Annotated in this window: 25 protein-coding genes; 12 read left to right on the forward strand and 13 right to left on the reverse strand. The window is 60.9% G+C overall.

The window, feature by feature from the left end:
- Nucleotides 1-30 precede the first annotated feature (30 nt).
- Nucleotides 31-303, forward strand: a complete 273-nt coding sequence (locus AC1RBA_RS17955; protein ID WP_070224858.1) for a DUF4242 domain-containing protein — start codon at nucleotides 31-33, stop codon at nucleotides 301-303.
- A 263-nt stretch (nucleotides 304-566) separates the two neighbouring features.
- Here the strand turns inward: AC1RBA_RS17955 and AC1RBA_RS17960 are convergent, their stop codons facing one another.
- Nucleotides 567-980 carry a hypothetical protein gene (locus AC1RBA_RS17960; RefSeq protein ID WP_492419414.1) on the reverse strand — a complete coding sequence of 138 codons (414 nt, stop codon included), beginning with the start codon at nucleotides 978-980 and terminating at the stop codon, nucleotides 567-569.
- Nucleotides 981-1028: 48 nt separating this feature from the next.
- The gene (locus AC1RBA_RS17965; RefSeq protein ID WP_099409942.1) at nucleotides 1029-1775 is read right to left on the reverse strand and encodes a hypothetical protein; all 747 of its coding nucleotides are present in this window, start codon (nucleotides 1773-1775) and stop codon (nucleotides 1029-1031) included.
- 261 nt (nucleotides 1776-2036) lie between these two features.
- Between AC1RBA_RS17965 and AC1RBA_RS17970 the strand changes: the two genes are divergently transcribed.
- The 5 genes from AC1RBA_RS17970 (at nucleotide 2037) to AC1RBA_RS17990 (ending at nucleotide 4263) form a co-directional block, all read left to right on the forward strand.
- On the forward strand, nucleotides 2037-2444 hold the full coding sequence (locus tag AC1RBA_RS17970; RefSeq protein WP_070224861.1) for a GNAT family N-acetyltransferase: 408 nt from the start codon (nucleotides 2037-2039) through the stop codon (nucleotides 2442-2444).
- A gap of 30 nt (nucleotides 2445-2474) precedes the next feature.
- Nucleotides 2475-2918, forward strand: a complete 444-nt coding sequence (locus tag AC1RBA_RS17975; RefSeq protein ID WP_492419416.1) for an immunity protein RhsI2 family protein — start codon at nucleotides 2475-2477, stop codon at nucleotides 2916-2918.
- 108 nt (nucleotides 2919-3026) lie between these two features.
- Nucleotides 3027-3590: a hypothetical protein gene (locus AC1RBA_RS17980; RefSeq protein WP_070313004.1), complete on the forward strand. Its 564-nt coding sequence runs from the start codon at nucleotides 3027-3029 to the stop codon at nucleotides 3588-3590.
- 9 nt (nucleotides 3591-3599) lie between these two features.
- Nucleotides 3600-3908, forward strand: coding sequence for a hypothetical protein (locus AC1RBA_RS17985; RefSeq protein ID WP_071653839.1), 309 nt, complete (start codon nucleotides 3600-3602; stop codon nucleotides 3906-3908).
- A 157-nt stretch (nucleotides 3909-4065) separates the two neighbouring features.
- Nucleotides 4066-4263, forward strand: a complete 198-nt coding sequence (locus AC1RBA_RS17990) for a DUF3079 domain-containing protein (RefSeq protein ID WP_070224865.1) — start codon at nucleotides 4066-4068, stop codon at nucleotides 4261-4263.
- Between the two features lie 185 nt (nucleotides 4264-4448).
- Here AC1RBA_RS17990 and AC1RBA_RS17995 read toward each other — a convergent pair whose 3' ends face one another.
- The 3 genes from AC1RBA_RS17995 to AC1RBA_RS18005 all read right to left on the reverse strand — a co-directional run bounded on the left by AC1RBA_RS17995 (nucleotide 4449) and on the right by AC1RBA_RS18005 (nucleotide 9143).
- Nucleotides 4449-7253 carry a TonB-dependent receptor plug domain-containing protein gene (locus AC1RBA_RS17995; RefSeq protein ID WP_492419418.1) on the reverse strand — a complete coding sequence of 935 codons (2805 nt, stop codon included), beginning with the start codon at nucleotides 7251-7253 and terminating at the stop codon, nucleotides 4449-4451.
- A 606-nt stretch (nucleotides 7254-7859) separates the two neighbouring features.
- Nucleotides 7860-8327, reverse strand: coding sequence for a GNAT family N-acetyltransferase (locus tag AC1RBA_RS18000; RefSeq protein WP_492404309.1), 468 nt, complete (start codon nucleotides 8325-8327; stop codon nucleotides 7860-7862).
- 33 nt (nucleotides 8328-8360) lie between these two features.
- Entirely contained in the window at nucleotides 8361-9143 is a 783-nt protein-coding gene (locus tag AC1RBA_RS18005; protein ID WP_492419420.1) for an XAC2610-related protein, read from the reverse strand.
- Nucleotides 9144-9172: 29 nt separating this feature from the next.
- On the opposite strand from AC1RBA_RS18005, the gene AC1RBA_RS18010 reads away from it, so the two are divergent.
- Nucleotides 9173-9829 (forward strand): tetratricopeptide repeat protein, encoded by a 657-nt coding sequence (locus AC1RBA_RS18010; protein WP_162995599.1) that lies wholly within the window; start codon nucleotides 9173-9175, stop codon nucleotides 9827-9829.
- 7 nt (nucleotides 9830-9836) lie between these two features.
- On the opposite strand, the gene AC1RBA_RS18015 is transcribed toward AC1RBA_RS18010, so the two are convergent.
- From AC1RBA_RS18015 to AC1RBA_RS18045, 7 genes are all read right to left on the reverse strand, one after another.
- Nucleotides 9837-10805: a ribonuclease Z gene (locus tag AC1RBA_RS18015; protein WP_492419423.1), complete on the reverse strand. Its 969-nt coding sequence runs from the start codon at nucleotides 10803-10805 to the stop codon at nucleotides 9837-9839.
- 46 nt (nucleotides 10806-10851) lie between these two features.
- Entirely contained in the window at nucleotides 10852-12345 is a 1494-nt protein-coding gene (locus AC1RBA_RS18020; RefSeq protein ID WP_492419425.1) for a metal-dependent hydrolase family protein, read from the reverse strand.
- Nucleotides 12346-12487: 142 nt separating this feature from the next.
- A complete protein-coding gene (gene fdhD, locus AC1RBA_RS18025; RefSeq protein ID WP_492419427.1) occupies nucleotides 12488-13333 on the reverse strand; it encodes a formate dehydrogenase accessory sulfurtransferase FdhD in 846 nt (281 codons plus the stop codon).
- Nucleotides 13334-13349: 16 nt separating this feature from the next.
- Nucleotides 13350-14270 carry a bestrophin family protein gene (locus AC1RBA_RS18030; protein WP_492419429.1) on the reverse strand — a complete coding sequence of 307 codons (921 nt, stop codon included), beginning with the start codon at nucleotides 14268-14270 and terminating at the stop codon, nucleotides 13350-13352.
- 13 nt (nucleotides 14271-14283) lie between these two features.
- The gene (locus AC1RBA_RS18035) at nucleotides 14284-15264 is read right to left on the reverse strand and encodes a cytochrome d ubiquinol oxidase subunit II (protein WP_492419431.1); all 981 of its coding nucleotides are present in this window, start codon (nucleotides 15262-15264) and stop codon (nucleotides 14284-14286) included.
- 30 nt (nucleotides 15265-15294) lie between these two features.
- Nucleotides 15295-16674: a cytochrome ubiquinol oxidase subunit I gene (locus tag AC1RBA_RS18040; protein ID WP_492419433.1), complete on the reverse strand. Its 1380-nt coding sequence runs from the start codon at nucleotides 16672-16674 to the stop codon at nucleotides 15295-15297.
- 13 nt (nucleotides 16675-16687) lie between these two features.
- Nucleotides 16688-19000 carry an FdhF/YdeP family oxidoreductase gene (locus AC1RBA_RS18045; RefSeq protein WP_492419435.1) on the reverse strand — a complete coding sequence of 771 codons (2313 nt, stop codon included), beginning with the start codon at nucleotides 18998-19000 and terminating at the stop codon, nucleotides 16688-16690.
- Nucleotides 19001-19197: 197 nt separating this feature from the next.
- Here AC1RBA_RS18045 and AC1RBA_RS18050 point away from each other — a divergent pair, with 197 nt between their 5' ends.
- Nucleotides 19198-19473 (forward strand): helix-turn-helix domain-containing protein, encoded by a 276-nt coding sequence (locus AC1RBA_RS18050; protein ID WP_492419437.1) that lies wholly within the window; start codon nucleotides 19198-19200, stop codon nucleotides 19471-19473.
- 104 nt (nucleotides 19474-19577) lie between these two features.
- Nucleotides 19578-20666 (forward strand): GTP 3',8-cyclase MoaA, encoded by a 1089-nt coding sequence (gene moaA, locus AC1RBA_RS18055; protein ID WP_492419439.1) that lies wholly within the window; start codon nucleotides 19578-19580, stop codon nucleotides 20664-20666.
- Nucleotides 20667-20671: 5 nt separating this feature from the next.
- On the opposite strand, the gene AC1RBA_RS18060 is transcribed toward moaA, so the two are convergent.
- On the reverse strand, nucleotides 20672-22096 hold the full coding sequence (locus AC1RBA_RS18060; protein ID WP_492419441.1) for an aminotransferase-like domain-containing protein: 1425 nt from the start codon (nucleotides 22094-22096) through the stop codon (nucleotides 20672-20674).
- A gap of 155 nt (nucleotides 22097-22251) precedes the next feature.
- Here AC1RBA_RS18060 and AC1RBA_RS18065 point away from each other — a divergent pair, with 155 nt between their 5' ends.
- The 3 genes from AC1RBA_RS18065 to msbA all read left to right on the forward strand — a co-directional run bounded on the left by AC1RBA_RS18065 (nucleotide 22252) and on the right by msbA (nucleotide 25586).
- Nucleotides 22252-23214, forward strand: a complete 963-nt coding sequence (locus AC1RBA_RS18065; RefSeq protein WP_492419443.1) for a Dyp-type peroxidase — start codon at nucleotides 22252-22254, stop codon at nucleotides 23212-23214.
- Between the two features lie 45 nt (nucleotides 23215-23259).
- Nucleotides 23260-23643, forward strand: a complete 384-nt coding sequence (locus AC1RBA_RS18070; protein ID WP_070224881.1) for a hypothetical protein — start codon at nucleotides 23260-23262, stop codon at nucleotides 23641-23643.
- Between the two features lie 107 nt (nucleotides 23644-23750).
- On the forward strand, nucleotides 23751-25586 hold the full coding sequence (gene msbA / locus AC1RBA_RS18075) for a lipid A export permease/ATP-binding protein MsbA (RefSeq protein ID WP_492419445.1): 1836 nt from the start codon (nucleotides 23751-23753) through the stop codon (nucleotides 25584-25586).
- Nucleotides 25587-25644 lie beyond the last annotated feature (58 nt).

Genomic DNA, 25644 nt, shown 5'->3' on the forward strand with positions numbered 1-25644 from the left:
CTCGCCAGGAAACCTCATAAGGAGACCGCTATGCCAAAATACGTTATCGAGCGTGATATTCCCGGGGCCGGGAAGTTGTCTGAGCAAGAACTTCAAGCCATTTCGCGGAAGTCCTGCAGTGTCTTAAACAAGATGGGGCCACAAATTCAATGGCTGCAAAGCTATGTTACTGGCGATAAAATCTATTGCGTTTACATCGCTGAAAATGAAGCGCAGGTTCGCGAACATGCCCAGCAAGGTGGCTTTCCTGCAAACCGTGTGTCGGAAGTCATCTCAGTCATTGATCCGACTACGGCAGAGTAGTTCCGCCGCCAATGTACTTGAGTCTCGTCCCTGGCGGAGCTTGACTCGGGCAGGGACGAGTTGTGCGTTACATGACCGTTTCGGAAGACGTTGACCGAGCGGCATGGGACGAGAGGGACCATCAGTCCGCGTCATCACCGTATCGACTGTATCGAGCCTCTGACGAGTCGGCCTGCGTAGCTTTTGCGCCGAGCCGGCTTCTACGACGCCCAACGCATCCGTTCGTGTCCAAATGACGGAACTGCCCGTCGCGTTGGTGAATCTCAGGAGTTTGCCGGCATACCCGCGGCGCGTTGTGGCCTCTTGTCGACCGGCACAAACACTTCCCATTTATGTTGTATTGTCGGCTTTACGGTCTTGGCGCAACTCACAGCAACATTCGGTCCAGACAGGCCATGGCTTGTCGGCACCCATTTCACATGCAAAGGTAGCGCGCATTTCGTCACCAGAATCTTCCGGTTCGGCTCCAATACCTGCCACCGTGTGCCGTTTTTGGCATTTTCTGCTGCCATGAACTTGACTGCGGCCTCCCTGATCTCAAACAAGCCATGTATGTCACCGCGGGTTCTATCTTCGTCAAGCGTGGCAGCGAGTGCCGAGGCGATACCAGCGACAAGAAAAAGAGCGCCGGCAAGGGCGGCACACATGCGTTGATTCCATCGTAACGGTAGCTGCATCTTTACACTCCTTGCCGAGGCTGTTTGATATCCCCCACCATGACGAATTCATGCCACTTCATCGCGCCTGAACATGAATTGTTGACGCTGAATGCCTTGCGTGACGAAGTCCGCATCGGGCGGGATTGTTTCCCAGAAAAAAACATGTTTAAAAATGGGGATTTTGTTGAATTTTTTCGAACGAAATATCCATCTGTTTTTCGTGAAATCGCTGTAACGGTCGCCCTTGAACTGTTTATGTACAGTGGTAAAAGGAAGCAACTTTTCCGCAATATCCGGGAAGGAATAATCTGGGTGGTTATCCTTGAATTTCTCGAAAATTCCAAATTGATCTCTGCAGATGACTTGAATGGCCGTTTCTGGCATGCGATAGCGCGGGGACCACAGGACATTCCAGCCTGATTCGATTTCATTGATGAATTTTACCAGGCGCGGCGTCATGATATAGGCGTCCGACTCGATATGGATGATTTTATCCACGCCTAATTCATTGGCCACCTTGACCGAGTGCAGAAAACTGCGCCACCAGCCGGGGTAGTCAGCCCCGCTTTGCCGTCCCAGGTTGTTGTCGAAGCGAATGATGAGATTTTTATCGTCATTCGAAGCCAGAGGAGCGCTATGGGAAACTGTCTTGATAATGTCGGCAGGTGGAAGAAATGGCGACCCATCGTCAATCATTATCTTCTTTACTGCATCGATTGGAATGTCTTTATAGTAATCGAGCCACCGTTGATACCGGCTTTCCCATGATGGTGCATCTTTTATAAAGCTGGTGCAGAATATAATGGCTTTCATTTGCTAAACACATTCCTTGTGTCGGAAAATACAGGTTATTCACGGATCATTAAAACTTTCAACTATTTTAGCAGATCGGAGGCGGTTTAATCACTGAACGGGCATGCCGGCAATGTGGCCGCTGGCAGCATGGCGCCTCTGGCGCGCACTCCTGGCGCCCCGTCACCGGTGCCGTATCATCCACATGCCGCGATCATCGCTGCTTATACTAGGTGCATGGCAGAGGTTTTCCATGCGCCATCTCCTTACACCCGTGAACCAATGAAAAACACCACTGTCGAATATCGTCATAACTTTCCTCTTGATCCGCTGGACGTTGTTCGCGTCTTCGATCAGTCCGGCATCAAGCGGCCCACCAGCAACCTTCCGCGAATCGCGCGCATGTTTGCCGCGCCTTGTCTGGTGCTGTCGGCATGGGTGGATGGCCAGCTTGTGGGGCTGGCCCGGTCGCTGACCGACCATGCGTATTGCTGTTATCTCTCGGATCTGGCGGTAGACAAGCAATACCAGGGCCTGGGTATCGGCAAAGCGCTTGTCCAGCGCACTCAGGCCGTCATCGGCGACGAAGTGTCCCTGATATTGCTTTCCGCCCCTGATGCCATGTCCTACTATCCGACGCTCGGTTTTGAACCTGCCGCCAATGCTTTTATCATTCGGCGCAAACATTAAGTGAGCGCTTCCAGGAACGCTTGTGCCCTTATGAAACCCGTCTATACCCTCGCCGAAGCCTTGGCGCAAGACCCCGCTCGCGTGGCCAAGACCCAGGCTCTTACCCTCGACAGCTCCCGGCCCCACATGGGCCTGAAAGGCAGGCACGGCCTGTTCGCCTCCGACGAGTGGTGGGAAAGCATCAAAGCTGGCCGTCTCCAGACGCAAACGTTGACGGGCTGTATCGAGCGCACGTATTTCGCGGGCCAGGATAGCCGGCGCGGCGATCAAGTCAACAGTTTCACTTTGCGTCTGGCCGATGGCTCGACAGTCGACGAGAGCATCTACACGCACCGCAAGCACGACATCAAGCTGTTCGTGCCCGGCGCCACGGTGACGATGGTGTATGTGCTGGACGAGATGAAGGCGCAGGCGGCTGACGGTGGTGCCTGCTACGCACGGATCGTGCTGGAAGTGTCCGTTTCTGCGTCATAAGGCGCTTATATCCACTTGATACCGCTGCCATAAGCCTCCTGTTCTCTGTCAACAACATCCCTCCAGGTTTGCATTAAATTAAGGGTATTTGATGATGATGGAGGCGAGATGAACGACGAACTCAGTGGTGAGAAATGGGGGCGAAAATTTCCAGGCAGCACCAACACCAGGGATTTGTCAGGAAATTTTCGTTTGGCAGTAGAAGATTTTCTATATGCAATGAAAGAGGCGGGGATCAGGGTTGCAATCAATGCCACCTACAGACCGCCGCAGCGCTCCTACCTGATGCATTATGCGTGGAGAATCGCAAGAAAACAGCTTGATCCCCAACACATCCCGAAAATGGCGGGTGTGCATATAGAATGGGATCACGGCGAAATTGACGCATCTGTCAAGGCTGCAAAGGCAATGTTGATTGTCTTGCAGATTAATCATTTACCCATCAAACCCGCACTGCGCTCGCAACACAATTCTGGTCTGGCGATTGATATGGATTTGCTGTGGAGCGGAACGGTTGAGGTGAAAGATGCGAGCGGCAATCTGGTGAGGATTGCCACTTTGCCTAGGACGGGCATGAACAGGCAACTTATTGCGGTCGCTGCAACATATGGGGTAAAGAAATACAGCGGGCCTGGAAGCGACCGGCCACACTGGTCCAATAATGGCTATTAAAGGAAAGTCATGCGAAAATTTCTTCTGATAGTGCCTATTTGCTTTGTTCTTCCTTTTGCCTTTTCAGCCGAGCCACTCCCTAAGGATGTCAGCAGATTTATCTATAACGCCGAAGCATGTGAGCACTTGGCGGGAGAATTTGATGGAGAGCTACCTAAGCGGCAGCAGGATGATCTCCTCAAGAACATACATCAATACTGCAAGGTGGCGCAAAATCAGCTGAGAGTTCTTGAGGTGAAATATAAAGGCAATGCCAAAATAATGAAGGTCATCAAGAGTCATGCCAATGATGCGGTAAGCAGTTATGAGGGGGAATGACATACGCTGGTCTTCTGGGGGCACGCAGGGTGCAAGCTGCCGCCGCAGTAATCTTCGCAAAATTGACTTAAGCAAATTCCCAACCGAAATTCGTTTGACCGTCCTCCGCGCCAGGTCTAGAGTCGTCAACGAGACCTCAACCGACCCCATCGCCCCCATGGCCAAGCCCTTTCCCTTGAACCCGAAGAACCCCGAGCGCATCTGCTGGGGTTGCGACAAGTATTGTCCGCCGGACGCCATGCGCTGCGGCAATGGTTCCGAGCGTACGCAGCATCCGGTCGAGCTGTTTGGCGAAGGCTGGAATGACTGGGGGCTGGCGGCGGCCGACAAGGAAGAGGATACGAAGACGCCTTGAGCCGGCGGTGGCCAGGCGGCACACTGCTTGTCAGCGGCTGAAACCTGGCGGAAACTGTCGATTCCGGGCTTGGTGCATGGGCTGACCTTCGGCATTCCCCATCTGAAACTAAAAAGGGCTGAGCCCTGTGCAAGACAGGACTCAGCCCTTGGCCATTGGCGCACCATCACGCCGGCAGCAGAGGATTACATGAAGTGGTAGTTGGCGCTGATGCGGAAGTAGCGGCCTTGACCATTGTGCAACTGCGGATTGAAGCCTTCCACTGGGTAACGTGGATCATATGGCGCCTTGATATCAAACAGGTTCTTGATATTGAACGACAGGGTCAGATCCTTGAAGCCCGTGTAGGAGTACGCCATATTGGTCGTCGTCCAGCTCTTCACGTCGCAGCTGCTGATGTAGTTGCTGTACTTCGGCAAACCACTGAGCCCATATGCCGACTTCGGCTGACCTACGCCGTACTGGCAGTATGGTTTCTCGTAGACCACATTGTTGTCGCTACGGCGCAGCAACGATACGGGACCGACGAAATCTACCGATGTCGTCAGCGAGTGGTCGCCACGGGTCCAGTTGACCGACAGGTTGCCGCGGTTCTTGGGATTGTCGCCGACCGAGGTGGCATAGTCGGACAGGCCGCCGTTCGCACCGGAGGTATCGGTTGCCACTTCGCCCGGACGTTCGGCGCGCTTGAAGCTCATCAGATAGCTCCAGTTCAGGTTGGCGGTCAGACGGCCCAGATCGCCCAGCGATTTGCGGTACGCCACTTCGAAATCGATGCCCTGCACTTCGGTGCTGCCCTGGTTCACATACGAACGGTTGACCTGGGAAATCGGACCCGAGTTAGGCACCACGTTGCCATTGGCATCGGTCACCAGATTGGCCGGATTGTTATCGCGTATCACGCTGCCAGGATAGCGGTCCTGGCGATCCACCATGTACTGCGCGCTGAACAAAGCGGTTTCATCCACTTTCTTGATGCGGTAGTAATCGACCAGCACGTCGATTTCCTTGGTCGGCGCCAGAATCAGGCCCAGCGAGTAGCTCTTCGATGTTTCAGGGCGCAGATCAGGCGTGGCTGCGGATAGGCTGGAAATACCTTTCTTGCAATCAGTTTTATCCGCGCCGGTGGCCGGATTGACGCCGTCAGGGCAGCGCAGCGGGTCAACCACGTTGCTGAACGATTGCACGCCGCCAGGCGAGACCTGGGTCAGCGCTGGTGCGCGGAAACCTTCGGCATAGGTGCTGCGAACGGCTACGCGGTCGCTGATGGTCCACTTGGCGCCGACTTTCGGCACGAAGTTGCCCTTCAGGTTAGGGTATTTATCGTAACGGCCGGCAAAGTCCATTTCAAAGTATTTCGCAAACGGCGTGCGTACTTCGATGAATGTCGAGCTGACATTGCGTTGGCCATCGGCCGACGAGTTGGCCAGGCCGATGATGTCGCCGCGCTGCGTCGCCATGTCTGGCGTCAGGCCGATTTTTTCTTGACGGAATTCGGCGCCGAACGCCACGCCGACCTGGCCGCCGGCCAGCTGGCCAAATGCGGTACTCGCCTTGGCGTCGACTTGCGTTACCTGGGCAAAGCCGCGGTTTTCCAGGTCACGCGTGACGCTAGGGTCGGCATTGACCTGCGCCAGGGTCCAGTTCTGCGTCATCACTTTTTCGAGGGTCGGACGATACAGCATGCCGTTCCAGTTTTCGGTGCGTTCGGCTCGGTTCCACAGTACGGCCGTTTCCCAATCCCACGCACCAGCCGTGCCGCGCACGCCAGCGAGCAAGCGATAGCTTTCGTTCAGATTGGAGGCGCCGCCCGGGGCGCTGACGCGGTAGCCGACAGCGGCGCGCTGCGTCGGGAATGGATTGTCAGGATGACCTACCGGCAAGATCATCTGGAACTGCTGCGGTGCGCCGTTGAGTTGATACACGGTGGTCGAAGCTGTACTGCGGAAGGCCGTCGGCACGCGCAGATAGGTGCGCTCCGAACGGCTGTAGCCGGCTTCGGCAAAGGCGGTCACGTCGTCATTGATCTCGAACGTGGCGCGCGACAGCACGTTGGCATCCTTGCCGGCGCTTTGCACTTCGGCGTAATCGTCGATGTTGAAGTTGCAGAAGGTGCGGCCTACCAGCGGGTCGCTTGCCAGCATGTTATGCGCCGCCATGTTGCCGGTGATTTGCTGCGACGCCGGGCAGTCCAGGCGGTTGATGATTTGCGCGCGCTGGGCGTAGGTGGTGGCGAAGTTCTTCGTGCCAGGCTTCGTTTCAGCGTAGAAGAAAGGCGACGTGGTCAGGCTGCTGGAGAAAGGGTTCAGGCGGCCGTTGATGTCGGCATACATGCCTTTCTCGACGTCATTTTCGTTCTTGATGATGGTGCTGTCGCGCTTGGCTACGTCAAAGCTGACGAAGGCATTGAAGCGGTCCTTGCCAAAGCCGAAGATACCGCTGGCGCTCTTGCGGGCAAATTCGCCGTCGTCGTTGGCGCTGATGCTGGCGCTCATTTCGGCGCCAGTGTACTTGGTTTTCGTAATGAAGTTGACGACGCCGGCGATGGCGTCGGAACCGTACACGGCCGATGCGCCATCCTTGAATACTTCGACGCGTTCGATGGCCGAAACGGGAATGCTGTTCAAGTCATAGACGGCCGATTTTCCCTGATTCGGGTCGGCATAGGCGGATGCGGTGATACGGCGGCCATTGAGCAAAATCAGCGTGGAAGACGAACCGAGGCCACGCATGGAGGCGGTTGCCGCACCGCGGGCAAAGCCGCCGTCGGTCACGTCCACCGACGAGCCCGATCCGAAGGCAGGAATCGAGTGCAACAGTTCGGCCACAGTATTGGCGCCGGTAGCGGCAATCTGCTTGGCATTCAAGGTCTGGATAGGCGAGGAGCCTTCTTTTTCAGTGCGCTTGATATTCGAACCGGTCACCAGGACTTTTTGCAATGCCGGTTCTACCGGTGCTTCCTGGGCAAACGCCATATGGGATGAGGACAATGTCAATGCGACAGCGACGACGCTGCGCTTCAAAACAAACTTCTTAGTCAATTCACTTCTCCGTACGAGTCATTCTCAGGACCCGTTATATGTGAAAAACTGTTGAAACAAGCACCTTGCGATAGGCACGCGCCTGCCAACTCGATCTAGTTTGACCGTTCAATTGCAGTCATTTTTTGTAAAATGTGATATTCATTTTACCTAGAAGACACATAAAAACATTTCCATATGGGAAATGTCAATTTTATCTATCACTGTTGCTCTTATTTACAACAGTAAAGATTTTCTTTACAAATGGATGCTGCTGAAATTTCCGTGTTTTCGGAAGATGATGATCGGAAGGAAACGCGCGCAGCGTGAGGCAACGAGGCGGTGGGCATGAGAGAACATGCCGCTCCAGACGGGAATCCCATGCTTCAAGGCGATTGCCTTGTAGGCAATTCATGCATTGAGGAAATTGTCAACAGGCGTTTTTTTGATAACAGTGGCGTGGCTGTCGCCAATACGCGAAATCGTCATGCTCGGCAGCGCGAGTGGCGGCGGGAAATACGATGGAGCTGCGCATGACAGGGGACGACGAAAGCGCTGCGACGGCGTCCCTTGCTGTCAGTTGAGCACGAATTCCAGCACGTCGTCGCCATACTTGTCCGTCTCGCCCGTCGCCTTCCAGCCCAGGTAGCGGTAAAAGCCGTAGGAGCGCGAGGCGGGGTCGCTGGAGCAGCCGAGGAACAGCCGCTGGTGGCCCTGCGCGCGCAGCTCGGCCATCACCAGTTCCAGCAAGGTCTTGCCGATGCCCAGGCCTTCGAATTCCGGCAGCAGCGCCAGGACGATGATTTCGCCCGTGTCGCGCTCGCCAAAGCAGTAGCCGGCCAGCTGGCCGTCGTGATGGCAGACCTGGCCGGGCAGGCTGCCCGAGCGCATCATATCGGCCCAGGTGTCGGCCGTGATGCCCACTTCCGCCAGGCGTTCTTTGGAAACGGCGTTTTGCCGTGTCTTGCCGCGCAAGGCGATGAAGGCCGCGGTATCTTCCGCCCTGGCTGCATGGAAAGTAATTGATGCTGAATGTGTCGTCATGTGTAAGTGAATTATTCGATGGTAGTGAAGGATTTATTCCCAGGATTTGCGCATGATCTGCGCGTGGCGCTGCCAGTCAACGACGTTGGTATGTTCGATGGCTTGCTGGCCTGGATTGCCGCTATCGATCTTTTCATCCTTGACGATGACCAGGTCGTTTTTATCGTTCAATCCATATTCCCGGTAGCGCTCGCAATCCTGTGCGCGCCGGGCGACGGTGATTAACTTGTTAGCCTGCCACTTATAGCTGTCTTCATAAAAGCATTGCGCCGCGCAACCGCAATTGGCGATGCCGCCTTCGATTCTTTGCCCGGCGATGCTGATATCGAGATTCGGAATGGCCGATAAGGGTTTGTTGAAACTGTATTGTTTTGCTTGCGCATCCCACAGCCACACGTCGGAACAGCGGATGCGTCCCTGGCTATCCGTATAGCCGGTGACCCACAGGTCGGCATGGCCATCGAAATTCATGTCGGCCAGCAGCGCGTGCAAATTGCCCGTGCCGCTGGTGCTGCAACTGCCAGCCATCCACTGCTTGCCGATTTTCAGCTGGTAGGTCTGTTTTTCATCGTGATTCGCATAGCGGATATCGGCCGCTTGCCGTACTTTCCCTGTCGCGGCTTTATCCAGATGCAGCGTACCGCCATAAGCGGAGGTGGCAATCAGGGATAAAAGCAGAACAATCAATTTCATGGCGTTATTCTTCGGGCACAATGCCCCGATTGCATCAGATGGAGAATGATCATAACGCAGGATCTGGGCAATGCGCCACACGGTTTCTACTGTGCATTCTGCCTGCAACAGTGCTGTGTACAATGCCAAAAATCCCTGAACAAGGAATCTTCATGACTGTTTCCAGTGCATCTTTTAATGAAGCGGGCATCCTCGCTTATAACGACGGCAATTACGCCGAGGCCTTTAAACAATTCGATGCCGCCGCGCGCACCGCCGATCCCGCCGGCCAGCATTTATTGGCCAGCCTGTATTACCAGGGCCATGGCGTGACGCAAGACTTGCCGAAGGCGGTGGAACTGTTCACGGCGGCAGCGCAGGCGGGCTTTCCGCCGTCGCTGGCCAACCTGGCCCTGATGTATGCGAGCGGCGACGGCGTCGCGCAAGACATGGCGCAATCGCTGGCCTACGGGCGCCAGGCAGCCGAGGCGGGCGATGGCCAGTCGCAATTCAACCTGGCGCAGGCCTACCGCAAGGGTATTGATGTACCGCAAGACTATGCCGAGGCGGCGTTCTGGTACAAGCAGGCGGCCGAGGCCGGTTCCCTGTCGGCGCAGAACGAATACGGCTTGCTGTACGCGCAAGGGCAGGGCGTGGAACTCGATTACGTGCAGGCGTACGCGTGGATCGCCATGCCGGCCGAGGCGGGCAGCGTGCAATCGATCAAGAACCGCGACCAGTTGCTGGAGATCCTCACGCCGTCACAGCAGCAGGCGGCGCGCACGCTGGCGGCCGAGTATGCGGAGCAATACGGCGTCAATCCCCACTGACGGGTTGTTAGTGGGATTTCGCCGGCAACTTGCTGAGCACCCCGGCCGCATCGAGTTCATAGCTGTCGAAATCGCGCGCCAGGAACAGTTCACCCGAGTAATGCAGCCGTGCTTCCGCTTCCAGCTCGGCCATGCCTTCCGCATTGTGATAGCGGGCGCTGAAGTGCGTGAGGATCAGGTTTGGCAAGCGGACCGCTTCGGCAAACTGCGCCACGCGCTGCACGGAACTGTGCGTGGGGCCGGGTCCCACTTTTTGCAGCATGGCTTCCGTGTAGGTGGCTTCATGCACGAGCAACTGCGCATCGGCACAGGCGTCCGCCAGCAAGGACGGCGTGTCGTTGTCGCCGCCGATCACCACGGTGGCGCGCTGCGTTTCCGTCTGGCGGAAAGCGGCGGCGCGCAAGACCGTGCCATCGTCGAGCAGCGCATCCTGGCCCGCCTGCAATAGCCCCCAGGCGGGGCCGGGCGGCGCGCCGGCCGCCTGCAGGGCCGTCTTGTCCAGTTTCCATCTGCTCGTTTCCAGCGCAAAACGATACGCGACGCTCGGTGCGCGGTGCGACAGCGCGTGGCGCGAGACGGTCAAGCCCGCTGCTGCATGCACGACTGGCGCGCTGTCCACGTCGATGTGGATCAGCGGATACGTCAAAAACAGTTCCGTGTGCAGCAGGGTCGCGTCGATCCAGGCCTTGATGGGGGCCGGGGCGATCAGCAGCAAGGGCTTCTTGCGCCCCGTCATGGAGGCGCTGGCCAGCAGACCCGGCAGCCCATAGCTGTGGTCGCCATGCACGTGGGTGATGCAGATGCCCACCAGGTCGTGCACGGACAAGGGCAGGCGCTGCAGCCGGTGCTGCGTGGCTTCGCCGCAATCGATCATCCACCAGTCGCGGTTGTGCGTGGTTTGCAGGGCCAGCGACGTGACGTTGCGGTGGCGCGTGGGCACGCCGGAAGACGTGCCGAGAAAAGTCAGTTTGAACATGGGCGCATTATGCGGCAAGCCACCGCCGTTGCCAACGCGCCCGCCTTCAGCCTGCCAGTGGCGCGCCCAGTTTGTCCTTGTAGATGCGCCCGTTCTTCATGATCAGGAACAAGCTTTCCTCGGGATGCGCGAGGAAATCGAGGTTTTTCGCGGGGTCGCCATCGGCCACCAGCAAGTCGGCCAGGGCGCCTGCCGCCAGCTTGCCCAGGGCGCCCGGGTAGGGCGCGCGCTGGCCGGACAGGGCCAGCAATTGTCCATTCTGCCCCGTCGCCTGCGCCAGCAGGGTCAGGGGATCGTAAAAGCGCGTGAGCTTGGCCAGCTGGCGGCCCTGGGTCGGCGTGTTTTTCGCGTTGAACAGGATATCCGTGCCCCAGCCCGTTTTGATGCCGTACTTTTGCGCCAGCGCATACGCCTTCACCGTGCCTTCCGAGACGATGGCCTGGCTGGCCTTGCGCGCCGCGTCGGGATACACGTTTGCATCCGCGTCTTGCAGGAAAGGTTGCAGGCTCCACCACGTGCCCGTGTCGCACATCATGCGCGCGGATTCGTCGTCGGCCAGCTGGCCGTGCTCGATGCTGCGCACGCCCGCGCGGATGGCGCGCTGGATGCCTTTCGGCGTGTAGACGTGGGTCATCACATACGTGCCCCAGTCGGCGGCCGCTTCCACGCCGGCGCGCAGTTCGCGTTCCGAATACTGGGTGCTGTCGAGCGGGTCGTACATCGAGGCGACGCCGCCGCCGGCCATCATCTTGATTTGCGTCGCACCCAGCATCAGCTGCTCGCGCACGCGGCGCAGCACTTCCGCTTCGCCGTCGGCGATCATGGCCATGCCGGCCGTTTCCGCCATGCCCAGCGGCGCGTTGGCCGCGCGCGGGATATCGGAACGCATGCGGAAGTCGCCATGGCCCGAGGTTTGCGAAATCATGGCGCCCGACGGGAAGATGCGCGGACCGTCGACGATGCCTTCATCGATGGCGCGTTGCAATGCAAAGGCGGGGCCGCCAGGATCGCGCACGGACGTGAACCCCCGCAGCAGGGTGCGCCGCGCTTCCTGTGCCGCCACCAGATATAAATAGCCGACGTCGGACGTCATGGCCGTCACCTGGCTGATGGCGGCCAGCATGGTGTGCCAGTGGGCGTCGATCAGGCCCGGCATCACCAGCTTGCCCTGGCAATCGATCACTTGCGCGCCCTCGACTTTCTCGCCGGCCGGCAGCAGGGCGGTAATCGTCGCCCCCGTCACCAGCACGTGGATGCCTGCGCGGGGCGCCTTGCCCGTGCCGTCGAACAGGCGCAGATTGGTCAGCAACAGGGGGCGGTCGGATGCTTGCGGCTGCTGGTCAATGGCATTGCTGGTGGACAAGCCGATGAAGGGCGCCAGCATGGCGGCCGTGCCGCCGAGAAATTGCCGGCGTCGCATGTCCGCCATCACCCGCTGGTGCAGGATGGTGAAGACGGTGCCTCCGCAGTCGCAGGCGCGCGGCTTCAGGCCGCCCGTCTGCCAGGTATCTGCCAGATGCTGCTCGTGTGCCAGGGCCATCGCGCCATCCTTTCATCGCTGCCGCGCCGGGAGCGTGGCAGCAGGCAAAGTTGATGATTAGAAACCATTGCCATTGAATGCCCGCTGCGGCGGCAAGTCAAGCGTGCACTTGCTTTACGGAAAAAAATGTAGCATCGGCTGTTCACGGTGCATGCTGGCCGCTATTTTCCCCTTCGCCCGCCGTGTAATCGACAAAGCCGTCGCGGCGGCAAAAGCTGGCCAGCTGCATGCCGGCCTGGCGCGCGATGCGAATCGCCAGCGAGGTGGGCGCCGAGATGGTGGCGACGAGCCCGATATGCATGCGCGCCGACTTGCGCACCAGTTCATAGCTGGCGCGGCTGGACAGGAAGACGAAGCCGTCGTGCATGGCGATGCGGTGCAGCGCCAGGTAGCCGATCAGTTTATCGAGGCCGTTATGCCGGCCCACGTCCTCGAACACTTTTACCACCGCGCCCTCGGCCGTGCACCAGGCGGCCGCATGCACGCCGCCCGTCTTGTGCATCAGCTCCTGGTACGGCAGCAGCTCGCGCGCGGCGCGCCCGAGGATGGCGCTGCTGGCCACCAGCGGCGGCAGGGGCCGCGTAATCTTTTCCGGCACCAGGTCCAGCAGGGCCAGGCTTTCGATGCCGCACACGCCGCAACCCGTGCGCCCCGTCAACGCGCGGCGGCGGGCCTTGAGCTTGATCAAATCGGGCTGCGCGATGGTCAGCCGCACTTCCGCACTGTCCGCGCTGCAGCACACGTCGAGGTCATAGATGTCGCGCACGCTGCCGACGATGCCCTCCGTCAAGGTGAAGCCGACGGCGAATTCCTCGAGGTCGCGCGGCGTGGCCATCATCACGGCATGCGCGATGCCGTTGTAGACGAGGGCCACCGGATACTCCTCGGCCACCATGTCGCGGCTCGCCGTGGCCACGCCCCCTTGGTGGCGCACCATGGGCACTTCCAGGAAACCGTCGCGTTCGATGGTGGTGATGTCGCATTCCATGATGTATGTCCTCCAGTTAATCGATCTGATAGCGCGGGCAGGGCCGTATCGAGGGCGGCAGCGGGTCGCCGTTCAATTCCAGCAGCGAGCGTTCCGTTTCGCGCGTCATGGCGTTCAGGGCCAGGCAGTTGGGGGCCAGGCCGAACGGTTCGGCGATCTGCTGCGCGATGGCTTCCAGCGCGAACAGGGTGTAGGCAACGAAGACGGAAATGAGGGGCGTGGCCACGCCGATGGCGTCCACCAGGCCCAACGGCAGTAAAAAACAATACATATAGACGGTGCGGTGCACGAGCACGCCATACGGATACGGAATCGGCGTGTTCTTGATGCGCTCGCAGCCGGCCACGGTGGCGGCCAGGTCGTTGAGCTGCGTGTCGAGCATCCACAGCAGCTGCGTCTGGCCCGGCTGGCGCTGCACGGCCTCGTACAGCATGGCGCGCACCGTGTGCAGCACGGCGACGGGCTTGAAGTTGACGCCCTGCAATTGCTGCACTTCGCCGGCCGGCAGGTAGCGCGCCAGGTCTTGCTGCGGGTCCGTCTGGCGCAGCTGGTGCTTGAGCGCGTAGACGAAGGCGATCAGGCGGCGCAGCAGCAACTGGTGGTCCAGGCCGCTCGTCTGCTGCGGCAGATACGTGAGCGCCTGCGAAGCGAGGGCCCGCGCGGCGATCAGCAATTGCCCCCAGATATGCCGCGCCTCGACGAAGCGGGCATAGCTGGCGTTGTTGCGAAAGCCAAGGAAGATCGCCAGGCTGATGCCGACCATGGGAAACGGCGCCGTATCAAGCGGAATCTTGACGCCGAAGATGCGGCCGTCCGTCAGCAAGGCCAGCGAACTGACGACCAGCATCAGCAGCAATTGCGGGATGATGGCTTGCAGCACCGAGCCGTTCCAGACGAACAGCATGCGGAACCAGTTGGTGGTAGGCCGAATGATCATGATCTGATGCCGCTCAATGCTTGCGGGGCACGACTTTGCCCTCGAAGACGTAGTACTGGAACAGGTTGTAGCCGATCATGATCGGCAGCATGGAACCCATGCCGATCAGCATGAAGATCAACGTCGGCTCATCGGACGCGGCTGCCGCGATGCTCAGCTTGCCCGGCACGAGGTCGGGGAAGAAGCTGATGGCCAGGCCCGCGAACGACGCCAGGAACAGCACGATGGCGCCGCGGAACGGCCCGCGCACGCCGTTCACGTGCACGGCCCACAGGATGTAGATGAAGGCGCTGGCGGCGACGGCGGCCAGGGCCAGCAGCACGCCGAACACGCCCGGCTGCGCCCAGCGGTCGTGGCCGATGGCGCTGAAGACCATGGTGCCGGCCGACAGCACGATGGCGGCCGCGACCGTCGCCAGCACGCTGGCCGTGGCGTAGCGGCGCGCTGCCGCTTCCAGCTGGCCGCCCGTCTTCTTGATCAGATAAGTGCTGCCGAGCAGGCAATAGCCGGCCACCACGCCCAGCGCCGTGCACGCCGTAAAGGTGCCGCTCAGCCAACCCGGCTGCAAGCCCGTGATAACCTCGCCCAGCACCACGCCCTGCGCCACGGCGGCCAAGAGGCTGCCCACGCCGAAGATCAGGTCCCACAGGCGTTTGTTGCCGGCCGCATGGCGGAACTCGATTGAGGCGCCGCGCATGATCAGGCTGGCGATCAGCAGCATGATGGGAATGTACAGCCCTTCCAGCAGGGTGGCGTAGGCGCTGGGAAAGGCGCCGAACAGGGCGCCGCCCACCACCACCAGCCAGGTTTCATTGGCGTCCCACACGTGTTCGATCGACTGGAAGATCAGGTTGCGGTCCTGCTCGCGGCGCGTGAACAGGCTGAGGATGCCCACGCCCAGGTCGAAGCCGTCCGTGACCACGTAAAACACCAGCATCAGGCCGATCAGGCCGAACCAGGCGTTGCCCAGCATGGCATGCGAATTGATATCCATTACAAACTCCTTGATTGATGGGGGCGCATTTCAATACCCCGTGGCATGTGCGGCGTCCGGCAGGGGCAGCGCCAGATCCGGGCCTTGTTGCAGCCATTTCTTGGCGAACACGAAGAACGTGAGGAACAGCACGATGTAAAACACGAAGAACATCAGCATGCTGCCGGCCACGGCATGGGCCGCCACATCGGAGACGGCGTCGCGCGTGCGCAGCAGGCCGTACACGACCCATGGCTGGCGTCCCACCTCGCGCACGATCCAGCCGCACTCGACGGCGATGTAGGGCAGCGGTATCGTCAGCACCCAGGCCAGCAGCAGCTTGCGGTTGCGCACGAACTCCTGCACCCGGCCGCCTGCCTTGCGCCAGGCGACGAAGGTCCAGAACGCCAGCAGCACGAACCATATGCCGATGCCGGCCATGGCACGGAACGCGTAGTACAGCAGCGGCAGCATGGGCGGCTGGTCTGCGCGGGCGATGTCGGCCAGGCCCGTGATCTTGCCCGTGGCGCTATGCGTGGCGATCACGCTGAGCATGCCGGGCACTTCGAGCGACCAGTCGTTCTTCTGCTCCGTCTGGTTGGGCCAGGCCAGCAGGGACCAGGCGGCCCCCTCGCCATCGCGATTCGTGTGCCAGTGCCCTTCGATGGCCGCGCCCTTGGCGGGCTGGGTCTTGAAGACGTCGACGCCGCTCGAATCACCGAGCCACACTTGCAACGGTGCGATGACCAGCAACAGCATCAGCGCCAGCTTGAACGAGCGGGCGAAGAAAGCCGGTTCGCGGCGCTTGAACATATACCAGGCGGAAATGCCGGCGATGACGATCAAGCCCGTTTCCACGGCGGCCACCCACATGTGGCCCACGGCCCAGGCCATGTCGGGATTGAAGATGGCGGCCACGTAATCGGTGACGATGATCTTGCCATCAAGCACGCGCACGCCGGCCGGCGTCTGCATCCAGGAATTGGCGACCATGATCCAGAACGAGGAAATGCTGGAACCGAGCGCCACCATGCCGGTGGCAAACAGGTGCACGCCCTTCGGTACGCGGCCCCAGCCGAACATCATGACGCCGATGAAACCCGCTTCCAGCATGAAGGCCATGGCGCCCTCGAAGCCGAGGATGTTGCCGATGAACTGGCCCGAATGGTGCGAGAACGGCGCCCAGTTGGTGCCGAACTGGAATTCCAGGGGAATCCCGCTGACGACGCCGACGGCGAAGTTGAGCACCAGCAGCTTGCTCCAGAAGCGCGCGTGGCGGTAGTAGACGGGGTCGCTGGTGCGCAGCCACAGCGCCTCGACGACGAACAGGAACAGCGACAGGCTGATCGTCAAGATGGGCCACAGGATGTGAAAGATGGCCGTCATCGCAAATTGTGCGCGCGACAGGTCCAGGGTATCGAAACCGAACATGGCGTTGTCCTGTTCAGCTGGCGGCGGCCGAAGGCGCCAGCAGCACGGGGATGGATTTGAAGGTCGGCGTGCGCGAGCCTTCGCCCACGCTGCCCAGCGGCACCAGCGGATTGGTTTCAGGGTAGTAGGCGCCGATGCAGCCGCGCGGAATGTCGTACTCGACCAGCAGAAAGCGGTCGGCGCGGCGTTCGATGCCGTCATGCCACACGCCGATCAGGTCGACCCAGTCGCCGGCCGCAAAACCCAGCATGGCCAGGTCGTCCTTGTTGATGAAAACGACGCGGCGCTGGCCGAACACGCCCCGGTAGCGGTCGTCCATGGCGTAGATCGTCGTGTTGTACTGGTCGTGCGAACGCGTCGTCATCAGCACCATCAATCGTTCGCCGTATTGCTGGCGCGCACGATGGATGGGCGTATCGCGTTCCACGGCGTTGACGAGGAATTGCGCCTTGCCGCTGGCCGTCTTCCACACCCTTTCGCGCGAGGCGATTTCCAGGTGGAAGCCGCCGGGCTTGGCTATGCGCAAGTTGTAGTCGAAAAAGTCGTCGAATACTTGTTCGATGGAATCGCGCAGCAGCGCATAGTTGCCGGAATAGCGCAGCCAGTCGATCTTCTCGCTGCCCAGTGTCGCCTGCGCCATGCCGGCCACGATGGCGATTTCCGAGCGCAGATTGGGCGAGGCGGGCTGGTTCATGCCGAACGAGATGTGCACCATGCTCATCGAGTCTTCCACCGTCACGCCCTGCGCCACGCCTTGCTGCACGTCGATTTCCGTGCGTCCCAGGGTAGGCAGGATCAGCGCATCCTTGCCGTGCACCAGATGGCTGCGGTTGAGCTTGGTGGCGATGTGGACCGTCAGGTCGCACGAACGCAGCGCGTCCCAGGTGCGCGGCGTGTCCGGCGTGGCCATCGAGAAATTGCCACCGAGCGCGACAAACACTTTCACCTTTTTCTCCAGCATGGCCTCGATCGTGCCGACGGCGTCGTAGCCATGGTGGCGCGGCGGTTCAAAACCGAAGACGAGGCCCAGACGGTCGAGGAATTCCTTGGTCGGCTGTTCCTCGATGCCCATGGTGCGGTCGCCCTGCACGTTCGAGTGGCCGCGCACGGGGCACAGACCCGCGCCGCGCTTGCCGATATTGCCGCGCATCATCATCAAGTTCGACAGGATCTGCACGGTGGCCAGCGAATTCTTGTGCTGCGTCACGCCCATGCCCCAGGTGGCGATGACGGCCTTGCCCTTCACGTAGATCTGCGTCAATTCTTCGATCTTGTCGCGCGCGACGCCCGACTCGGCCAGCAGCAAGTCCCAGCTTTCCGCACGCAGGTCGGCCGCGAAGGCGTCGAAGCCGCTCGTGTGCTCGGCGATGAAGGCGCAGTCGAGCACGCGCTCCTGGCCATGGGCGATGGCGTCGTCATCAAGCTCGACGACGCGCTTGGCCATGGCCTTGATCAGCGCGAAGTCGCCGCCCAGTGTCGGGCAGATGAACAGCGAGCAGATATTCGTGCTGCCGCCCGTGAGCATTTCCAGCGGATGCTGGGGGCTGGTGAAACGTTCCAGGCCCCGTTCGTGCAATGGGTTGATGGAGACGATGGTGGCGCCACGGCGCGACGCTTCGCGCAATTCGCCGAGCATGCGCGGGTGGTTGGTGGCCGGGTTCTGGCCGAACAGCAGCAGGGTGTCCGCATGCTCGAAATCGTCGAGCAGCACCGTGCCCTTGCCGATGCCGACGGTTTCCGGCAAGCCACGGCTCGTCGCTTCGTGGCACAGGTTGGAACAGTCGGGGAAGTTATTCGTGCCGTAGGCGCGCACGAACAGCTGATACAGGAAGGCCGCTTCGTTGCTGGCGCGGCCAGACGTGTAGAAGGCGGCCTGGTCCGGGTCGTCCAGCGCGTGCAAATGGTGCGCCACCAGGGCGAACGCGTCCTCCCAGGCTATCGCCTGGTATTTGTCGCTGGCGGCGTCGTAGACCATGGGGTCTGTCAGGCGGCCATGTTGTTCCAGATCATAGTCCGACTGTTCCATCAATTCCGTGACCGTGTGCTCCTGGAAAAACTCGGGGCGCACGCGCTTGCTCGTCGATTCGGCGGCCACGGCCTTGACGCCGTTTTCGCAGAATTCGAACGTCGACGCGTGTTCGCGGTCGGGCCAGGCGCAGCCGGGGCAGTCGAAGCCGTCGGGCTGGTTTTGCTCGAACAGCGAACGGTAATTGCCTGCGCTGACTTTTTCCTTGAACAGATTGATGGCCACGTACTTGAGGGCACCCCAACCGGCCGCGGCATGGGTGTAGGGCGCGATGCGCGCGTCGGACTTTGGTTTGCTCATGATGACTCTCCTGGTGATATGCGATGGGACAATCACATGGTAGGGGCGGCGGACCTCCCCGTAGGCGCACAGTTCCGGACAAAAAAACAGAGTACAGATGGGCATGCGCCGATTTGCATCGCACCCGCTATGCCGCTGATTTATGATGCAAACGAGGGAAGTGCATTGCGCATTTCCAGCCTTCAACGAGGAACAATATGCAACAGGAAGAAGGAATCGACGCGGCACTGATAGCGCTGCTGGCTCTGCTGTGGCAGGCGCGCCAGGAGGCGCCCGATAAACCGTGGTCGCTGGCCAAGCTGGCCAAGCGGGCAGGGGTACAGATGAGCACTTTGTTGCGCCAGCTCAATGCGCTGTCCAGCGCGCAACTGGTGAACGTGACGACGGCGGAGAGCGGCGGCGGCAGCGCGCTGCTCAGCGAAGCGGGGGCGCAGCTGTGCGCCAGCGTGTTCGCGCCGCCGCCGGCAGAGTAAAGCCGCATCTGTACTCTATCGCCCGGCGCCGGACTGTACCTGCTGGCCTGGCCCCATTCGCCCTATGCTACGTCCTGACGAATGCACATCAAGGGGGAAGCACAATGAACACCATCCTGTATCCGCAGCCAGCACTCCGGCAGCCAGACTATCTTGCGCCGTGCGTGGACATGCTGGGCCGTCCCCTGACGGACTTGCGCATTTCCGTCATCGACCAGTGCAACTTCCGCTGCACCTATTGCATGCCGGCCGAGCTGTACCCCAGCGATTACCCGTTCCTGCCATCGAGCGAGCGCCTGTCCTTCGACCAGATCGAAACGATGGCGCGCGCCTTCGTGCACCTGGGCGTGGATAAGATCCGCATCACGGGCGGCGAACCGCTGCTGCGCAAGAACCTGGAACAGCTGATCGAGCGCCTGGCGCGGCTCGCCACGCCGGACGGGCGCGCCGTCAGCATCGCGCTGACGACGAATGGCAGCTTGCTGGCCGCCAAGGCGCGCTCGCTGAAGGACGCTGGCCTGGACCGTGTCACCGTCAGCCTCGACAGTCTGGATAACGGCATCTTCCAGCGCATGAACGGCGTCGACTTTCCCGTCGAGAAAGTGCTGCACGGGATTGAGGTAGCGCAAGCCGTCGGTTTGCACCCCGTGAAGGTCAACATGGTCGTGCAGAAAGGCGTCAACGACAGCCAGATCGTGCCGCTGGCGCGCCATTTCCGCCACACGGGCGTGGTGCTGCGCCTGATCGAATTCATGGACGTGGGCGGCATCGGCGCCTGGTCGCGCACGCACGTCGTCACGTCGGACGCGGCGCGCGCGCTGATCGCGGCGGAATTCCCTCTCGTATCGCTGGGCGAAGGCAAGCCGATCTCGCATGAAACGGCCAGCCGCTACACTTATCTCGATGGCGGCGGCGAAGTGGGTTTCATTTCCAGCGTGTCGCAGCCGTTCTGCGGCGACTGCAGCCGCGTGCGCGTGTCGTCGGATGGCAAGCTGTTTACCTGCCTGTTCGCCCACGACGGCCTCGACCTGCGACCCCATCTGGATACCGAGCAAGGTCTGGAAACCGTGCTGCGCCAGCACTGGCAACGCCGTGGCGACCGCTACTCGGAAGTGCGCGGCGCACTGGCCCAGGCCGGCAGCGCCCAGCGCAAGCAGTATCCCACCGTGCGCATGTCGCTGGTGGGCGGGTGAATGGTCTACAAAAATTCGGTGATCAGTTTGCCGAGCAGAATAATGGCTTGCTCGACCTCCACGCTCCACGGATAGCTGTAGTTGAGGCGTATGCAATGCTTGTAAGCCTGGCTGACGGAAAACATGCGCCCCGGACCCACCGTGATCCGGCATTCCAGCGCGCGCCGGTACAGTTGCATCGAATCCACGTTGCCGGGCAGTTCCACCCACAGCACGTAGCCGCCTTGCGGTTGCGAGACTTTGGTGCCGGCGGGAAAGAAGCGCAGCACGGCGGCCGCCATGATGCGCGCCTGCTGGGCGTAGGCCTTGCGGGTGCGGCGCAGATGCTGTTCGTAGCCATCGTTTTGCAGGTATTCGGCGATGGCCAGTTGCGGAAACGAGGACGTGGCCAGGGTGTTGAGGAATTTGAGTTCCTCCACCTTGCCCCGGTAGCGCCCGGCCAGCGCCCAGCCCACGCGCTGGGCCGAGCTGAGGCTCTTGGAAAACGAGGAACAGTGCAGCACCAGGCCCTTGCGGTCGTAGGACTTGAGCGAGGACGGGTGGGCGTCGCCGTAATACAGCTCGTTGTAGACGCCGTTTTCGATGGCGGGCACGTCGTGCTGTTCCAGCAGCTGATACAGCGCGCGCTTGCGCTGGTCGGACATCTGGAAGCCCAGGGGATTCTGGAAGTTCGGCATCACCATGACGGCGGCGATCGGTTGCCGGGCCATGATGTCGGCCAGCGCTTCGATGCGGATGCCGTCGTACGGATCGGTGGAGATTTCCACCACCTTCATGCCCAGCCGTTCGACGGCCATCAGCATGGCATAGAAGGTGGGCGACTCGACGGCGATGGTGTCGCCCGGCCTGGCCACGGCTTGCAGGCACAGGTTGATCGCTTCCGTGGCGCCCACAGTGACGATGATTTCGTCGGGATCGACGGCCAGGCCGTTTTCCATGTGGCGGCGGGCGATTTCGCGGATCAGCTGCGGGTTGCCCGGCGGCAGGTCGTCCGTCATGTTCCACTCGCGGTTGCGGCGCGCCACGGCGCCCGCGTATTGGTTGATGCGTTCCCAGGGAAACAGCGAAGGGTCGGGGTAGGGCGAGCCCAGCGGGATGGCGTCGTGCAAGCCGATCGAGCGCAGGGTCGACAGCACCAGGCGGCTGACGTGCACTTCGGCCGGCACGGTGCTTGGCTGCGAGGCTTGCATGCACAGGTCGGCCGGCTGTGCATCGCCGTCGGCGCGAGGCCGCACGAAGTAGCCGGACTGGGGCCGGCTTTCGATCACGCCCATGCTTTCCAGCTTGACGTAGGCGCGCAGCACCGTGGTGATGCTCAGCTTGTGCTGCTGGCTGGTCTGGCGCACGGAGGGTATGCGTTCGCCGGGCAAGAGCACGCCCTTGGTCACCAGTTGCTCGATGTCGCTGACGAGCTTTTCATACAATTTCATTGGTATCCATTCTTGAATCTTGCTCTACGTCATTGCATTATCGTCCAATTTATGACGACCTATAGTTACAGTTATCGCATGTTGCCTAAATGAAACTCCCAGGCTGCACTTCTGGTTTAATATCCATAGAGAAAACTAAAAGAGGAACATCTGTCATGGCAATTCCACAAAGCATGCTGTCTGTCGTCGCGCGCGACGAAGTGCATTTGCAGTTCAATGTGAAGGCCGGCGTTGAACCGGAGCAGCTGTTCAGGGTGTTGGGCAAACTGTGGGAATCCGAGGTCACGGGCATCCTGGATCCCACCCTGAACCGCCACCATCAGTTAACAGGCGGCACGGCCAATGTGGTGCTGGGATTCAAGCCCGAGCTGTGGCGCGCCGCTTGCCCCGGCTGCGTGCCGGACAACATGGCATCGTTCGCGCAAGACCTGGTGGGCGCCAATGGCAAGACGGCGCCGGCCACCCAGCACGATTTCTGGGTCTGGATCACGCAATCGAACGCGGCCACCCTGTACGACAGCATGCGCACGACGCTCACCTTGCTGAGCCCTTACACCGAGCTGGCCAGCGAGCAGGTGTGTTTTCCGTATCACAATAACGTGACCTTCGACGGCTTTGCCGACGGCGTCGCGAATCCGAATCCGTTCCGCGCCAACGGCGTGGCCATCATCCCGGACGGCGAGGCGGGCGCGGGCGGCTCCACCGTGCTGCTGCAGAAATGGCGCATGGACGTGGAGCGCCTGCGCGCCTTGCCCGTGCACGCGGCGGAGCAGGTGTGGGGCCGCACCAAGGCCGGCAGCCATGAATTGTCGCCGCTGCCCGTCGATTCCCACGTGGGCCGCAACCAGTTTATCCGCGATGGCGAGGAAGTCGATATCGTGCGCCGCAATGCCAATTACGCCAATGCGACCGAGGCGGGCGTCATGTTTGTCGGTTTCTGCAAGGACATCACGGTGACCATGGGCATGCTGCGGCAAATGTACGGCGTAGGCTATGATGGCGTCACCAAGACGGACAGGCTGCTGGATTTTTCCACGGCGCTGTCGTCGGCGATCTATTTCGTGCCCAGCATCGACGCCTTGCTGGCCGTGGGTATTTCGCCGGCGGATCCCGGCTAAGGGCCGCCCCGGCGGTCCCTATTTTTACTTAACTAGGAGTTTTCCATGCGTATTCGTCCCGCCACACTGCTGTCCACCTTGATACTGGGCAGCGCCGTCTTCAGCGCTTCCGCTTCCGCCGTCGGCCTGGGTTTCCTGGCCGATACGCCGATGGCTTACCTGAACAAGAACGACAAGCCCGTCTTCGTGAAAGCCGTCACCGACGTGCTCAACGACAAGAAGGATGGCGAAACCGTGCAATGGAGCAATGAAGGCTTGCGCAATTCCGTGCGCATCGCCGCCGACATCACGGCCAGCGATACGGAAAAGACGGATGCGCAAACGTGCCGCAAGGTGCAGGTGGGCTTGAACGCCAAGGGCCAGGAACAGACCCTGAAGCTGAAAGTCTGCAAGGCTGGCACGGCCGCGTGGAAAGTGGCGAAGAGCTGATCGTCCGTGTTTTCCTTGCCGGTCCTGCGCCGGCAAGGTGACGACTTTCTCATAGGTGAGTCTGGCAGCGGTTAGAATCACGTTTTACCCTTACTTTTCTCACCTGCATGCAGCAAAGTCGCCTCCTGTTCTTCCGCCTGGCCGGCCAGTTTCGCCGCTATGGCGCCATCGTTGCCGCCACTTTGCTGGCCGTGGGCGTGGCGTCCGCCACCGATGTGTTGTTAATCCGCCAGTTGCAAAACGTCGTCGACGCCATGCGCACGACGGCCAGCACGCAGGTCGCGCCCGTGTCCGGCGTGATGGGCATGCTGCAGGGCTGGGTCGACCGTTTCTTGCCGGCACAGGCGGGACAGGTGGATCTGTGGGTGATTCCCGCCACCATCCTGGGCCTGGCCGTGCTGCGCATGGTGTCGAGCTTTGCCGGCGATTACGGTTCCGTTTGGCTATCGAGCCGGGTGCAGGCCGATTTGCGCGAAAAGATGTTCGCCACCATCATGCGCCTGCCCAGCCGCTTTTTCGACACCACCACCACCAGCCTGACGCAGTCGCGCGTGGCCTTCGACGCCAGCCAGGTGTCGCAGGCGGGCTTGAACGTGCTCAACGTGATGGTGCGCGATTCCGTCGCCACCGTCGGCTACCTGATTTTATTGTTCAGCATCGACGTGAAACTGGCCCTGTTCTGCATGGCCTCGATGCCCATCGTCGCCATCGTCGTGACCCTGGCGGGACGGCGCATGCGCCACCTGAGCAAGAGTTCGCAGCAAGCCGTGGGCGAGCTGACGTCCGTGCTCGATGAAAGCATCGGCGGCCAGCGCGTGGTGAAAATCTTCGGCGGGCAGGACTATGAACAGGCGCGCTTCGGCAACGTCGTCAAGCGCAACCGCCAGCTGGCCGTCAAGCACGCGGCCACCTCGGCCATGAATTCCGGCTTCATCATGATGCTCGTCGGCATTACCCTGTCGTCCGTGATTTATTTCGCCATGCTGCGCGCGCAAAGCGGCGCCATCACGCCGGGCGCTTTTGTTGCCTTCATGGGCGCGCTGATGGCCATGCAGTCGCCGATCAAGAACCTGACCAAGATCAATGAGCCGCTGCAGCGGGGCCTGGCTGCGGCCGAGTCCGTCTTCGGTTTGATCGACACGCCGCTGGAACCGGACCCGGGCACCATCGCCCCTGCCGCCGTGCAAGGCAATCTGTCTCTGCAGAACGTGCACTTCCGCTACAACAGCGACGATCCCGATGGGCCCACGGCCTTGAGCGATATCACGCTCGACATCCGCGCCGGCGAAACGGTGGCCCTCGTGGGCGGCTCGGGCGGCGGCAAGACGACCTTGCTGGGCCTGCTGCCGCGTTTCTATGACGTCAGCGGCGGCCGGATTTTGCTCGACGGCGTCGACGTGCGCGACTACGCGCTGCTGGCCCTGCGGCGCCAGTTCGCTCTCGTCAGCCAGGATGTGATCCTGTTCAACGACACGATGGCGGCGAATATCGCGTATGGCGACCCGGCCCCGGACATGGCCCGCATCGAAGCGTCGGCGCGCGCCGCGTATGCGCACGATTTCATCATGCAGCTGCCGCAAGGCTATGCGACCCAGGCGGGCCAGAACGGTTCGCGCCTGTCGGGTGGGCAACGCCAGCGCCTGGCCATCGCCCGCGCCCTGTACAAGGATGCGCCGATCCTGCTGCTCGATGAAGCGACCAGCGCGCTGGACACGGAGTCGGAGCGCTCCGTGCAGGCGGCGCTGGAAGTGCTGATGCGCAACCGCACCACCATCGTCATCGCCCACCGCTTATCCACCATCGAAAGCGCCGACCGCATCGTCGTCATGCAGGGCGGGCGCCTGGTCGAGTCGGGCAGCCATGCCGCCTTGCTGCAGCAGGGCGGCGCGTATGCACGGCTGCATGCGAGCCAGTTGTCGCCTGTCAAGGATGGCATGGGCTGATGTGTGGCGCGCTTGCCGCGCCAGCGCATGTCCCCGGACCGGGGCCGGACCAGCAGGT

It is taken from the genome of Janthinobacterium sp. GW823-FHT03B06 (assembly GCF_058796955.1).

What these genes read in the sequence shown, in the direction of transcription:
- AC1RBA_RS17990 (WP_070224865.1), top strand. Translation starts at nt 4,066, where the DNA reads ATGGCCAAGCCCTTTCCCTTGAACCCGAAGAACCCCGAGCGCATCTGC.
- AC1RBA_RS18000 (WP_492404309.1), bottom strand. Translation starts at nt 8,327, where the DNA reads ATGACGACACATTCAGCATCAATTACTTTCCATGCAGCCAGGGCGGAA.
- msbA (WP_492419445.1), top strand. Translation starts at nt 23,751, where the DNA reads ATGCAGCAAAGTCGCCTCCTGTTCTTCCGCCTGGCCGGCCAGTTTCGC.
- AC1RBA_RS18070 (WP_070224881.1), top strand. Translation starts at nt 23,260, where the DNA reads ATGCGTATTCGTCCCGCCACACTGCTGTCCACCTTGATACTGGGCAGC.
- fdhD (WP_492419427.1), bottom strand. Translation starts at nt 13,333, where the DNA reads ATGGAATGCGACATCACCACCATCGAACGCGACGGTTTCCTGGAAGTG.
- AC1RBA_RS18030 (WP_492419429.1), bottom strand. Translation starts at nt 14,270, where the DNA reads ATGATCATTCGGCCTACCACCAACTGGTTCCGCATGCTGTTCGTCTGG.
- AC1RBA_RS18065 (WP_492419443.1), top strand. Translation starts at nt 22,252, where the DNA reads ATGGCAATTCCACAAAGCATGCTGTCTGTCGTCGCGCGCGACGAAGTG.
- AC1RBA_RS18035 (WP_492419431.1), bottom strand. Translation starts at nt 15,264, where the DNA reads ATGGATATCAATTCGCATGCCATGCTGGGCAACGCCTGGTTCGGCCTG.
- AC1RBA_RS17975 (WP_492419416.1), top strand. Translation starts at nt 2,475, where the DNA reads ATGAAACCCGTCTATACCCTCGCCGAAGCCTTGGCGCAAGACCCCGCT.
- AC1RBA_RS17965 (WP_099409942.1), bottom strand. Translation starts at nt 1,775, where the DNA reads ATGAAAGCCATTATATTCTGCACCAGCTTTATAAAAGATGCACCATCA.
- AC1RBA_RS18010 (WP_162995599.1), top strand. Translation starts at nt 9,173, where the DNA reads ATGACTGTTTCCAGTGCATCTTTTAATGAAGCGGGCATCCTCGCTTAT.
- AC1RBA_RS17985 (WP_071653839.1), top strand. Translation starts at nt 3,600, where the DNA reads ATGCGAAAATTTCTTCTGATAGTGCCTATTTGCTTTGTTCTTCCTTTT.
- AC1RBA_RS17970 (WP_070224861.1), top strand. Translation starts at nt 2,037, where the DNA reads ATGAAAAACACCACTGTCGAATATCGTCATAACTTTCCTCTTGATCCG.
- AC1RBA_RS18015 (WP_492419423.1), bottom strand. Translation starts at nt 10,805, where the DNA reads ATGTTCAAACTGACTTTTCTCGGCACGTCTTCCGGCGTGCCCACGCGC.
- AC1RBA_RS17955 (WP_070224858.1), top strand. Translation starts at nt 31, where the DNA reads ATGCCAAAATACGTTATCGAGCGTGATATTCCCGGGGCCGGGAAGTTG.
- AC1RBA_RS18060 (WP_492419441.1), bottom strand. Translation starts at nt 22,096, where the DNA reads ATGAAATTGTATGAAAAGCTCGTCAGCGACATCGAGCAACTGGTGACC.
- AC1RBA_RS18045 (WP_492419435.1), bottom strand. Translation starts at nt 19,000, where the DNA reads ATGAGCAAACCAAAGTCCGACGCGCGCATCGCGCCCTACACCCATGCC.
- AC1RBA_RS18050 (WP_492419437.1), top strand. Translation starts at nt 19,198, where the DNA reads ATGCAACAGGAAGAAGGAATCGACGCGGCACTGATAGCGCTGCTGGCT.
- moaA (WP_492419439.1), top strand. Translation starts at nt 19,578, where the DNA reads ATGAACACCATCCTGTATCCGCAGCCAGCACTCCGGCAGCCAGACTAT.
- AC1RBA_RS17980 (WP_070313004.1), top strand. Translation starts at nt 3,027, where the DNA reads ATGAACGACGAACTCAGTGGTGAGAAATGGGGGCGAAAATTTCCAGGC.
- AC1RBA_RS18040 (WP_492419433.1), bottom strand. Translation starts at nt 16,674, where the DNA reads ATGTTCGGTTTCGATACCCTGGACCTGTCGCGCGCACAATTTGCGATG.
- AC1RBA_RS17960 (WP_492419414.1), bottom strand. Translation starts at nt 980, where the DNA reads ATGCAGCTACCGTTACGATGGAATCAACGCATGTGTGCCGCCCTTGCC.
- AC1RBA_RS18020 (WP_492419425.1), bottom strand. Translation starts at nt 12,345, where the DNA reads ATGGCCCTGGCACACGAGCAGCATCTGGCAGATACCTGGCAGACGGGC.